Annotated in this window: 10 protein-coding genes; 8 read left to right on the top strand and 2 right to left on the bottom strand. The window is 37.7% G+C overall.

Annotation, left to right across the window (positions count from 1 at the left end; translation table 11 throughout):
• Nucleotides 1-123 precede the first annotated feature (123 nt).
• From C8D70_RS03340 to metF, 5 genes are all read left to right on the top strand, one after another.
• Nucleotides 124-1,284 carry an O-succinylhomoserine sulfhydrylase gene (locus C8D70_RS03340; protein WP_076596949.1) on the top strand — a complete coding sequence of 387 codons (1,161 nt, stop codon included), beginning with the start codon at nucleotides 124-126 and terminating at the stop codon, nucleotides 1,282-1,284.
• A gap of 28 nt (nucleotides 1,285-1,312) precedes the next feature.
• Nucleotides 1,313-1,699 carry a four helix bundle protein gene (locus C8D70_RS03335; RefSeq protein WP_110366392.1) on the top strand — a complete coding sequence of 129 codons (387 nt, stop codon included), beginning with the start codon at nucleotides 1,313-1,315 and terminating at the stop codon, nucleotides 1,697-1,699.
• A complete protein-coding gene (locus C8D70_RS03330) occupies nucleotides 1,674-2,696 on the top strand; it encodes a homocysteine S-methyltransferase family protein (protein WP_110366391.1) in 1,023 nt (340 codons plus the stop codon). Before C8D70_RS03335 ends, C8D70_RS03330 begins: the two co-directional genes overlap by 26 nt.
• Before the next feature lie 97 nt (nucleotides 2,697-2,793).
• A complete protein-coding gene (metH, locus tag C8D70_RS03320) occupies nucleotides 2,794-5,454 on the top strand; it encodes a methionine synthase (RefSeq protein ID WP_110366390.1) in 2,661 nt (886 codons plus the stop codon).
• A gap of 7 nt (nucleotides 5,455-5,461) precedes the next feature.
• Nucleotides 5,462-6,421 carry a methylenetetrahydrofolate reductase [NAD(P)H] gene (gene metF / locus C8D70_RS03315; RefSeq protein ID WP_110366389.1) on the top strand — a complete coding sequence of 320 codons (960 nt, stop codon included), beginning with the start codon at nucleotides 5,462-5,464 and terminating at the stop codon, nucleotides 6,419-6,421.
• A gap of 52 nt (nucleotides 6,422-6,473) precedes the next feature.
• Here metF and C8D70_RS03310 read toward each other — a convergent pair whose 3' ends face one another.
• A complete protein-coding gene (locus tag C8D70_RS03310; RefSeq protein ID WP_076596944.1) occupies nucleotides 6,474-7,181 on the bottom strand; it encodes a hypothetical protein in 708 nt (235 codons plus the stop codon).
• 89 nt (nucleotides 7,182-7,270) lie between these two features.
• Complete coding sequence (locus tag C8D70_RS03305) at nucleotides 7,271-8,422, bottom strand: hypothetical protein (protein WP_110366388.1); 1,152 nt, start codon at nucleotides 8,420-8,422, stop codon at nucleotides 7,271-7,273.
• Nucleotides 8,423-8,523: 101 nt separating this feature from the next.
• Between C8D70_RS03305 and folE the strand changes: the two genes are divergently transcribed.
• The 3 genes from folE to cysS all read left to right on the top strand — a co-directional run bounded on the left by folE (nucleotide 8,524) and on the right by cysS (nucleotide 11,219).
• Entirely contained in the window at nucleotides 8,524-9,192 is a 669-nt protein-coding gene (folE, locus tag C8D70_RS03300) for a GTP cyclohydrolase I FolE (RefSeq protein WP_047376638.1), read from the top strand.
• 3 nt (nucleotides 9,193-9,195) lie between these two features.
• Nucleotides 9,196-9,627, top strand: coding sequence for a DinB family protein (locus C8D70_RS03295; protein ID WP_110366387.1), 432 nt, complete (start codon nucleotides 9,196-9,198; stop codon nucleotides 9,625-9,627).
• Between the two features lie 125 nt (nucleotides 9,628-9,752).
• On the top strand, nucleotides 9,753-11,219 hold the full coding sequence (gene cysS, locus C8D70_RS03290) for a cysteine--tRNA ligase (protein ID WP_076596941.1): 1,467 nt from the start codon (nucleotides 9,753-9,755) through the stop codon (nucleotides 11,217-11,219).
• Nucleotides 11,220-12,475: the final 1,256 nt, after the last annotated feature.

Here is a 12,475-nt window from a genome sequence, read left to right as displayed (position 1 = left end):
ATTTAATGTAACAATCTAATAATGTATCAGTTTACCAATAATTGGTGTCGTTATTCTGAGCAAAGCGAAGATTTTAATTGGTACATTGTCAGACTGCTATATTGGTAAATTAATTAAAACTATATGGAAAATTTTGAAACATCAGCAATAAGAACCCAGACGGAAAGATCTCAGTTTGATGAGCATTCTACACCATTATATCTTACTTCCAGTTTTATATTTCAGGATGCGGAAGATATGAGAGCCAGCTTTGCTGAAGAAAAACCTAAAAACCTATACAGCCGTTTCTCTAATCCCAACGTAACAGAGTTTACAGATAAAATTGCTAAAATGGAAGGCGCAGAAGCAGGATATGCCTTTGCAACGGGGATGGCTGCCATCTATTCTACATTTGCCGCATTGCTGAATGCCGGAGATCATATTGTAAGCTGTCAGTCTGTATTCGGGTCTACGCATACTTTGTTTACCAAGTATTTCCCGAAATGGAATATTGAAACCTCTTATTTCAAAGCTGGAGATGCGGAAAATGTTGAACAATACATTAAGCCCAATACAAAGATCTTATATCTTGAAACACCTACCAATCCGGCTATTGAAATTCTGGATCTTGAGTTTTTCGGACAGATCGCTAAAAAGCATAATCTTATTTTTATTGTAGATAACTGTTTTGCAACACCTTATCTTCAGCAACCAATCAAATACGGTGCAGATATTGTGGTACACTCAGCTACGAAACTGATTGACGGGCAGGGAAGAGTTTTAGGAGGAATAGCTGTAGGAAAAGAAGACCTGATCAGAGAAATTTATCTTTTCGCAAGAAATACAGGACCTGCATTATCTCCTTTTAATGCGTGGGTATTATCCAAAAGTTTAGAAACATTGGCAATCCGTGTAGAAAAACACTGTGAAAATGCTTTGAAGGTGGCCGAATTTTTAGAAAGCCATCCTAATGTGGAATTAGTAAAATATCCATTCCTGAAATCCCATCCAAATTATGAAGTAGCCAAAAAGCAGATGAAGCTGGGAGGAAACATTGTAGCATTTGAAATAAAAGGAGGAATAGAAGGCGGAAGAAACTTTTTAGATAAGATACAAATGTGTTCGCTGTCTGCCAACTTAGGTGATACAAGAACGATCGTTACGCATCCGGCATCCACTACGCACTCCAAGCTTTCTGACGAAGAAAGAAATGAAGTAGGGATTACTGCAGGGTTGGTTCGTTGCTCAGTAGGGCTGGAAAATGTGGAGGATGTCATTGCAGATTTGAAGCAGGCTTTAGATTAGTTAATTGTTAACAGTTTATAAGAACTCAATGAATAGAGATTACACAGAATTAGCAATTTGGAGAGAAGGAAGAAAGTTGGTGCATTTAACTTATGCCCTTACTGCAAATTTTCCTAGAAAAGAGCTATTGGCTTTAACGGTTCCAATAAGAAGAATGGCAACTTCAGTTTCGTTGAATATAACGGAAGGAAGTAGAAGAGAGGCTTCTGAAGATACTTTACAGTTTCTGCATATTGCTGGAAAATCTCTCTGTAAACTGGAAACTCAATTCCATTTTGCTTCAGACCGGCATTATATTTCTAAAGAAGATTTTGAAATCATCAATAAACAAATCCTCTTATGCAAAAAACTGGTCAGCGGATTTATAAACTATTACAAATTGATAGAAAATGAAAAATTCAGAACGATTATATAAAGCGCTATCCGAAAGAATTTTGATTCTTGACGGTGCCATGGGAACCATGCTTCAGAGATACAAATTTGAAGAAGAAGACTATCGCGGGGAGCGTTTTAAAGACTGGGAACATCCTGTAAAAGGAAATAATGACCTGCTTTCTCTGACGCAGCCTCAGGCGATTGAAGAAGTTCACAAAAAATACCTGGAAGCAGGAGCAGACATCATTGAAACCAATACCTTTTCAGGAACTACCATTGCAATGGCAGATTATCATATGGAAGAACTGGTATATGAACTGAACTATGAGTCAGCAAAAATTGCCAGAAAAGCCTGTGATGAGTATACCGCGAAAAATCCGGACAAACCGAGATTCGTAGCCGGATCTATAGGACCAACAAACAGAACAGCTAGTTTAAGCCCTGACGTTAATGATCCAGGATACAGAGCCATCACTTTTGAAGAACTGAGAGTGGCATACAAACAGCAGTGTGAAGCTTTGCTGGACGGAGGTTCAGATATCCTTCTGGTAGAAACCATCTTTGATACCCTGAATGCAAAAGCTGCCTTATTTGCGATTGATGAATTACAGGACGAAAGAGGAATAAAAATTCCAATCATGGTTTCAGGAACGATTACGGATGCATCCGGAAGAACATTAAGTGGGCAGACGGCAGAAGCTTTCCTGATTTCGGTTTCCCACCTGAATTTATTAAGTGTAGGTTTCAACTGCGCGTTGGGAGCAGATCAGCTGACTCCTTATCTTGAAACACTGGCTCATAATTCAGAATTCTATGTCTCAGCATACCCGAATGCCGGTTTACCGAATGCCTTCGGAAAATATGATGAAACTCCCGAAGATATGGCAAGGCAGATCAAAGAATATGTGGAAAAAGGACTGATCAACATTATCGGAGGATGCTGCGGAACAACTCCGGAGCACATCAAAGCGATTGCTGACCTGGTAGATCAGTATTCACCAAGGAAAGCTGGGAATTTGCTAAAGAATATTATTTAGCATACGGGAAATTTTCAGTGACTGCAGCTTTTAAGCAAGCACAGGGATTTATTGAGGCAGAATGCCAATAACGCCTACTATATTTTAGAAGAATAAAATGAAGTATTTAAGATTATCAGGCCTTGAGCCTCTTATCATAACCCCGGAAAGTAATTTTATCAACGTTGGTGAAAGGACCAATGTTGCCGGTTCCAAAAAATTTTTAAGACTCATTAAAGAGGAGAAATTCTCTGAAGCATTAGATATTGCCCGCCATCAGGTAGAAGGAGGTGCCCAGATTCTGGATGTCAATTTTGATGATGGTTTGATTGATGGAAAAGCTTCCATGATCAAATTCCTGAACTTAATTGCCTCCGAACCGGATATCGCAAGAATCCCAATCATGGTAGACTCTTCCAAATGGGAAATCCTGGAAGCTGGTCTTCAGGTAGCTCAGGGAAAATGTGTCGTGAATTCTATCAGCTTAAAAGAAGGCGAGGAAGAATTTATAAAACATGCCAAAGCTATTAAAAGATATGGAGCAGCAGTCATTGTTATGGCATTTGATGAGGTAGGGCAGGCTGACAGTTTTGAACGAAGAATTGAAATTTCAAAACGTTCCTATGATATTTTGGTGAACCAGATTGGTTTTCCGGCAGAAGATATCATTTTCGACTTAAATATCTTTCCGGTAGCAACAGGAATGGATGAGCACAGAAGAAATGCCATCGACTTTATTGAAGCGACACGCTGGGTAAGACAAAATCTTCCTTATGCATCCGTAAGTGGAGGAGTGAGCAACGTCTCCTTCTCTTTCCGTGGAAATGATACCGTAAGAGAAGCCATGCACTCGGTATTCCTTTATCACGCCATTCAGGCAGGAATGAACATTGGTATTGTAAATCCTGCGATGCTGGAAGTGTATGATGAAATCAATAAAGAATTGCTGGAGCTGGTAGAAGATGTCATTCTGGATAAACGAGAAGATGCTACAGAAAGACTTCTCGATTATTCAGAAAAACACAAATCCGTTAAAAAAGAAAAAACAGAAGATCTGGAATGGCGAAACAATCCATTACAGGAAAGAATTACCCACGCTTTGGTAAAAGGGATTGATCGTTTTATCGAAGAAGATGTAGAAGAAGCAAGACAATTGGCTGCAAAACCGCTTCATGTGATCGAAATTAATCTGATGACCGGAATGGGAGTCGTAGGAGATTTATTCGGAAGCGGGAAAATGTTCTTACCTCAGGTAGTGAAATCTGCGAGAGTAATGAAAAAAGCAGTGGCCTATTTACAACCTTACATTGAAGCAGAAAAAGACGGCTCGAAACCTGCCAATGGAAAAATATTAATGGCAACAGTAAAAGGAGACGTTCATGATATCGGTAAAAATATTGTGAGTGTTGTTTTGGGTTGCAACAACTATGAAATCGTAGACCTCGGTGTGATGGTTCCCGCTGAAAAGATTATCCAGACCGCTATTGCAGAAAAAGTAGATGTTATTGGATTAAGCGGACTGATTACACCAAGCTTGGATGAAATGGTATACATCGCTTCAGAATTAGAAAGACAAAATTTAGATTTTCCTTTGCTGATAGGTGGTGCAACAACTTCAAAAGCACATACCGCAGTGAAAATCGATTTAAAATATAAAAACGCTGTCGTTCACGTAAATGATGCTTCCCGAGCTGTAAACGTAGTAAGTTCATTGTTGGGCGACAGGAATAAAGAATATGTTTCAGATTTAAAGAATGACTATTCCGATTTCAGAGAAAAGTTCCTGAACAGGCAGGTAGATAAAGATTATGTTTCCATTGAAGAAGCAAGAAAAAATAATTTTAAAATTGACTGGGAAAATGAAGAAATTTTCACACCAAATAATCTTGGAATAAAGGTAATAGAAAATCAGGATCTGAGAGAACTTCTTCCTTTTATCGACTGGTCTCCGTTCTTCAGAAGCTGGGATCTTCATGGGAAATACCCGAATATCTTAGAAGATGAGGTTGTAGGAGTTCAGGCAAAAGAACTGTTCAAAGATGCTCAGGTAATTCTGAAGAGAATTCTTGATGAGAAACTTTTAACAGCAAAAGCCATCTTCGGAATCTTTAAAGCCAATTCCAATGTATCTGATGATATCCTGATTTTTGATGAAAATAATAATGAACTGGCCAAGTTTTTAACCTTAAGACAGCAGGCTCAGAGATCAAAAGGCAAAGATTATCTGGCGCTAAGTGATTTCATCGCTCCTCAAAGTTCAGGTAAAACCGATTATGTAGGAGCATTTTGTGTGACCACAGGTTTCGGAACTGATGAATTGGCAGAAGAATATGAAAAAGCCAATGATGATTACAATGCCATCATGGTGAAAGCTCTGGCAGACCGTTTTGCAGAAGCCTATGCAGAATTTTTGCATAAAAAAGTACGAACAGAATATTGGGGATACGCCAATCAGGAAAACTTAAGCAACGAAGAGCTTATTGCCGAAAAATATAAAGGAATCCGTCCCGCCCCAGGTTATCCGGCTTGCCCTGATCATTTGGAAAAGAAAACCATCTGGGATCTATTAAAAGTAGAAGAAAATACAGGCGTTTTCCTTACAGAAAGCCTTGCCATGTTCCCAACAGCATCCGTTTCCGGATATTATTTCGGAAGCCCGCATGCCAAATATTTCGGATTAGGAAAAATTACAGAAGACCAGCTTGAAGATTATGCAGAAAGAAGAGATTGTAGCATTCAGGAAGCGAAAAAATGGTTATCACCCAATTTAGCAGATTAATATTGACATGAAGATAACAGAACACATTAAAAATGCAAATGGAAAAACTTTATTCTCCTTAGAAGTTGTTCCGCCACAGAAGGGAATCGGGATTGAAGATCTCTATACCAATATAGATCCTTTGATGGAATTTAAACCACCTTTCATTGATGTTACCACTTCAAGGGAAGAATATATTTATATAGATAAAGGAAATGGCCTGATGGAACGCCGTATTACAAGAATGCGCCCCGGAACACTGGGAATTTGTGCTGCAATCCAGCATAAATATAATGTGGACACAGTTCCACATCTTCTTTGCGGAGGTTTTACAAAAGAAGAAACAGAATATCTGCTGGTAGATTGTATGTACCTTGGGATAGACAATGTAATGGCTTTAAGGGGAGATGCCATGAAAGGACATCAGTATTTCGAACCGACTCAGGGAGGTCATGCCAGTGCGATGGATCTTGTGGAGCAGATTAATGATCTCGGAAGAGGGAAATACCTTCATAACGAAGAACAGGTATGTGATGAATTGAACAAATTCTGCATCGGGGTTGCCGGATATCCCGAAAAGCATATGGAAGCCCCTTCCATGAATTACGACCTGAAGTGGCTCAAACAAAAAGTAGATGCCGGAGCAGATTATATCGTAACCCAAATGTTTTTTGACAATAAAAAGTATATTGAATTCGTTCAGAAAGCAAGAGAAATAGGGATTACAGTTCCGATTATTCCGGGAATCAAACCTATTGCGACCAAGAAACACCTGAAAATCTTACCTCAGGTATTCAAAATAGATCTTCCCGAAGAACTGATCAATGAGGTAGAAAATGCGAAGAATAATGAAGCTGTAAAGCAGATCGGAGTAGAGTGGGCCATTGCTCAATGCAAAGAATTGCTGGATTTTGGAGTTCCTGTTCTGCACTTCTATTCAATGGGGAAAAGTGATAATATTAAAAAAGTAGCCGGTGAGCTATTCTAATAAAAGTACCAAAATGAAGGAACCCCTGTGAATTTCACAGGGGTTTATTTTTTTATTGATTTAAGAACTTAACCAGTTTGATGAGGTCTTCTTCTTTATTGATTTTAATATCATTAGATTTTACAAAATTTTCAATTGCATCCTTTTTTGCTGGAAAGGCCTCTGCGATATCTTTTACTTTTTTTGGTTTTTTAATATACCCTGACTCTGTTTTGATATAATAAACAGGATCTAATGTTTTAAAAAAAGCTGCTTTATCAGTTGCATATGAATTGGCTGCAGGAATAGCATCTTGAAATTTAACCTTTACTTTTTTATAAAGCGGGATTTTACCATTAACTAATTCGAAAAAATATCCACTCAGGTCGTCATTAGTTTTTAATAATACCATCGTGCTTTTGGGCGATAAAATTTCAATTCTCGAAAACTGCTCTTCTTTAGGCAGTACTAATGGTTTGCCTTCTTTCTGAAATTCTACTTCATCCTTATAGCTATTGTATCTTACAGATACCTTTTCAAAGTTTTCAGCTACTTTAGCAAGATGGAATTCTGCATTGTAATAAGGAGAACCTGCTATTTCATCATACTTTAATGCTCTCCCAAAGTTTTCTGATCGTACTCCGAATACTGCGTGATCCCCTCCAAGGCTATTTACAGATATTGTACTTGAGTAGTTGGACGAGTAGTTGTTAGGTGTAAAGTCTTGTGCATATACAATGCATGAAGCAACCAGTAAGGTGCTTATAATTACTTTTCTCATTTTGTTAGTTTTGTTTAAAGTTTTCAAAAGTTATTTTCAAAAATACGACTATTATTCTTAAAATAATTAAATTTCATTAAAGTATTTAATTATAATATTTCATGTCTCTCAAATTCCTTATTCCTGTCAAACAAATACCGGTAAGTAGCCAGTTTTCGGGTAACAGTAGTATCAAGAGCCTCTGCAATTTTAATCATTTTTGGATTAAAGTCGCCAATCCACTGCAGCTCCGTAATCGTAAAATCCGTATGCTTTCTTAAATGCTGTGTTCCTTCCCAGATCATATACCCGTCAATCCCTTTCTTCTGCCATTCAGGGACCACACCGAAAACGAGACCCACCATTTTTTCATTCTTTTTAAAACGCTTTAGAAACAAAAATTTGAGCTTTTCAAAAATTCCTAACTTTCCATTCAGATATTTAGACCATTGGTTAACGTCAGGGATATTGATCCACATTGCAATCGGTTTCTCATTTTCATAAACAAACCATGAAATATGTTCATTGATGATAGGTTTCATCGTCTTGAACATTTTCAGAACTTTTGCCTCTTCCAAATGCTTCCCTTCCCCATGGGAAGCCCACGCTTTATTATAAACTTCTGTAAAGTCCTTTGCAAATTTCGGCAGATTATTCTTTTTTATAGGCTGAGCAGAAATGGCAGGATTTCTTCTGTTCTTTTCATGCGCAATGGTAAAGATCCTTGAAACTTCTGCAAAAACAGGTCTGGTAAAACAAAGCTGCTCAAAATAAATCTGAAATCCATAATTTTCAAAAAGATCCTTGTAATAAGGGAAGTTGTAATTCATTCCAAACAAAGGCTCTATAAAACCTTCAGTTAAAAGTCCCCAGAATTTATCCCGTTCCCCAAAATTGATAGGGCCGTCCATTGCCTCCATTCCTTTTTCCTGAAGCCGGTTTTTACAATAGTCAAAAATAAAATTGGCTGTTTCCTGATCATTAATACAGTCAAAAAAACCAATTCCTCCCGTAGGCTGCTTTTGCTCATAACATCCATTCACAAAAACAGCAACTTTCCCAACTGTTTTGTTATTTTTTTTAAACAAAAATCTCTCACATTCTCCGTTTTTAAAGAATTTGTTTTTTTCAGGGTCAAAAATCTCTTCAATATTTTTATTCAAAGGACGTATATAATTTTTGTCGTGTTGATAGAGGCGGGCAGGGAATTCCAGAAATTCCCTTTTTTGGAGTTGGTTTTGTACTTGTTCGACAATAATCATAGACTTTTTAATCAGAAATGGCTATAAAGGATAATGTTTTTCATCTCATTTGAAATAGAGAAAAAGATATTATCCGTATTTTTGCTGCAAATTAAATAAAAATGGTTGATTTTACTGATAACGACGATGATATTTTCACGGGAAAAGAACATACGCCTATAAGAAAAGATGCTTTTGATAAATCGCCACAGGAAAAAATTGAAAAAATTACTGAGCTTTTCGGCGAGATCATGGAAACGCTGGGCATGGATATGACAGATGATTCTCTGAAAGACTCTCCAAGACGTGTTGCCAAGATGTATGTGAATGAGATTTTCGGAGGACTTCTTCCGGAAAATAAGCCAGGAATTTCCACTTTCTCAAATAAATACAAGTACCGCCAGATGTTGGTGGAAAAAGATATCACGGTATACTCTTTCTGCGAACACCACTTTTTACCTATCATAGGAAGAGCGCATGTTGCTTATATTTCCAATGGAGAAGTAATAGGTCTTTCAAAAATTAACAGAATTGTGGATTATTATGCAAAAAGACCACAGGTTCAGGAAAGATTGACCATGCAGATTGTTGATGCCTTGAAAGAAGCTTTGGGAACAAAAGATGTAGCCTGTATCATTGATGCCAAACACCTTTGCGTCAACTGTAGAGGAATAAAAGATACAGCAAGTTCTACAATTACTGCGGAACTAAGTGGTATTTTCAGAACCAACCCTATTACAAGACAGGAATTCTTACATTACGTAGGAAGCCACGCAAAGCTTGATTATTAAATCATGAACTACCGGATTCTTAGAAATATTATCGATGCCGAGCTTCAGAGATTTCAAAACATCTCGGAAGAAGAGTGGTCATATAAAGATTCTCAGCAAAAATGGTCCAAAAAAGAAATTATTGGTCATCTTTGTGACAGCGCTTTTACAAATATCCGTAGATTTGTTGTGACACAATATAAAGAGAACGAAAATATTGTATACGACCAGAATTTTTGGGTAAAAGCTCAGAACTATCAGAATGTTCCTGTTTCAGATCTTATTGACCTGTGGAAGTCTTTGAACTATCAGATTGTTCACATCGTGGAAAATATTCCGGATGAAGCATTACAGAGAACCTGTGATACTACCAAAACAGAACCCAGGGTGTATACGTTGGAATTTATTATTAATGATTATGTAGACCATTTACAGCATCATTTAAAAGCGATTTAATTATGATAAAATTTAAAAAAGTTTCCGATAAAATCTTCATTGCAACAATTATTTGTTGTGACAGAATTATTTTTTAACTACTTTTTGAATCTTTAAAACTATTAAATCTTTTAACTTAAAAATAAATGCAATTAAAAATATATAACTCCCTTACAGCGGAAAAAGAAATATTTAAACCCATCTTAGAAGGAAATATCGGGATGTATGTCTGCGGACCTACCGTGTACAGCAATGTGCATTTAGGAAATGTAAGAACCTTCCTTTCCTTCGATTTTATCTACCGTACCCTGACTCATTTGGGGTATAAAGTAAGATATGTAAGAAATATTACCGATGCTGGACACCTTACCGATGATGGAAATGTAGATAACGACAGATTCGTAAAGCAGACCAGACTTGAAAAGCTGGAACCTATGGAAATTGTACAGAAGTACACTGTAGACTTCCACAAAGTACTGGATATGTTCAATCTGCTGCCACCCAACATCGAACCTACAGCAACAGGACATATTGTAGAGCAGATAGAATTAACGCAAAAACTGATTGAAAGAGGCTTTGCTTACGAAAGCAACGGCTCAGTATACTTTGATGTATTAGAATACAACAAAAGAGGACTGAACTATGGTGAACTTTCAAAACGTAATATAGAAGAGCTTTTCGCCAATACCAGAGACCTTGACGGACAGGGTGAAAAGAAAAACCCACAGGATTTTGCATTATGGAAAAAAGCATCCCCTGCTCACATCATGAGATGGAATTCCCCTTGGGGAGAAGGTTTCCCGGGATGGCATCTGGAATGTACTGCAATGAGTACAAAATATTTGGGTGAAACATTCGATATCCATGGAGGAGGAATGGACCTTAAATTCCCTCACCACGAATGTGAAATTGCACAAGGGAAAGCTTGCAACGATGCCGCACCGGTAAATTACTGGATGCACGCCAATATGCTGACGATGAATTCTCAGCGTATGAGCAAATCTACAGGGAACTATATCCTTCCAATGCAGTTGGTTACCGGAGATAATGACTTCTTTGAAAAACCTTTCCACCCTTCAATTGTACGTTTCTGCTTCCTGCAGGCGCACTACAGAAGCGTTCTGGATATTTCAAACGATGCCATGATGGCCAGTGAAAAAGGATTCATCAGATTAATGGAAGCAGTGAAAGTATTGAATTCTATTACTCCAGATGATTCAAAACAATCCGGTTTCAGCCTGAAAGAGTGGAAAAATAAAGCCTATGAAGCTTTAACAGACGATTTCAATTCACCAATACTGATTGCCCACCTGTTTGAAGCAGTGAAATACATCTTTGCTTTAAATGATGGTAAAGAAACAATCTCAACTGCAGATCTTGAAGATTTGAAAACTACACTCAATGCATTTATCTTTGACGTTCTGGGATTACAAACCGTGGAAGAGAATAACAATGAAAAGCTTGATCAGACCCTAAAAGTTTTGATCGAACTGAGAAATCAGGCAAGAAAATCCAAAAACTTTGAGCTTTCAGATCAGATCAGAGACAAATTGCTTGCAGAAGGTATCGAATTAAAAGACGGAAGAGACGGAACATCATACGTTCTGAACTAAAAAATATAACTTTGTTTTATCCCATTCCGTAGGAGTCCCTTATATACAGGACTCTTACGGAATGTTTTTTTACTCCCAGAAACACTCTCACTATTTCCTATTTCTTTTTTTATTCTTCCATCACCAGGCGTCTTACCCTCTTTTATCTTCAACCCTTTCACTCTCTTACTCTCCAACTTTTTTTTGGGAGCTTCATCCTGCTATCCATTTCTACTCCTCGCGCCATGGCTTTCCCACGCCCAAACCCACCGACTCTCGCACGCAAGCTGCGGGGTAACCATTTCTATCAGGGCTAGGGGAGGAGTTATAAATGATGGATGATGAATGTTGTGGGTTTCGGAGTAATGAGTAAGAATCCCTATTCCCATTGTGTCATTTTTGCATGAATCCCAACATCTTTACGAGAGCCCTTAAAGGAAGTAAGTGGTCAGGATAATATCTAAGACTTTTTTAGCAGTTAGTATTAGCCGTGTCCTGCAGAGCTGAGGCTAAGCATTTTAATTAATTATGGGTATAGGAGCTAAATCCTATTACTCTATATATAATATAAAAGCAAACATCTTATCTGTGTCCATCTGTGTCATCTGTGGTTCCTTATACCTATTCAATAGGAGTGGGCTAAAATCCTGAGCTTCGTCGAAGGAATCCCGTTTAGCAAAAAAGAACCCCTTAATTCAGGTTTAGCCAAAACCTATATATAGGTTATTAATTTAAAAAAGCTATTCTCATAATTCTACAGACCATATTTTGATCATTCGGCCCCAAAACCCCGCATCTTGCATCCGGAATCATCCCCTCTCACCCTCTCCAACGCTCCCACCCTCCAACCCACCCACCTGATCTTCCAAACAAATGTTTAAAATTTTTCACCCTGCTATCCAGATGTTTAGGTTTAAATATTAATAAACGGTAAAATTTATGTTAACTAAACTTGTTTTGCTTTGTAATAAGTTATTATCTTTGCCCCACTGAAAACGAGAGATAATCAGTAGCGCAGAAGAGCCTTTAGGTGGGCAGAAACGATATTACTTCCAAAAGAGACGGGCGAAAAAAAACTTTACAATTTTTTGAGAAAAAAGTTGTCAGTTTAAAAATAGTTAGTATCTTTGCAGTCCCAATTATAGGGAGCGCAGGAGTATAGAGATTGAGGGTTTGAGAAGAGTTAAGGTTACTTAAAAAACTTTAAAATTTTCTTCAGAAACATTTGGTCATTAAAAAATAAAGTTTTACTTTTGCACTCGCAAATACGGAGCGAC

Source organism: Chryseobacterium sp. CBTAP 102 (assembly GCF_003201365.1).
GTDB lineage: Bacteria > Bacteroidota > Bacteroidia > Flavobacteriales > Weeksellaceae > Chryseobacterium > Chryseobacterium candidae.
Note: the sequence above shows the minus strand (reverse complement) of the source record. Positions and strands in the feature narration are given on the sequence as shown.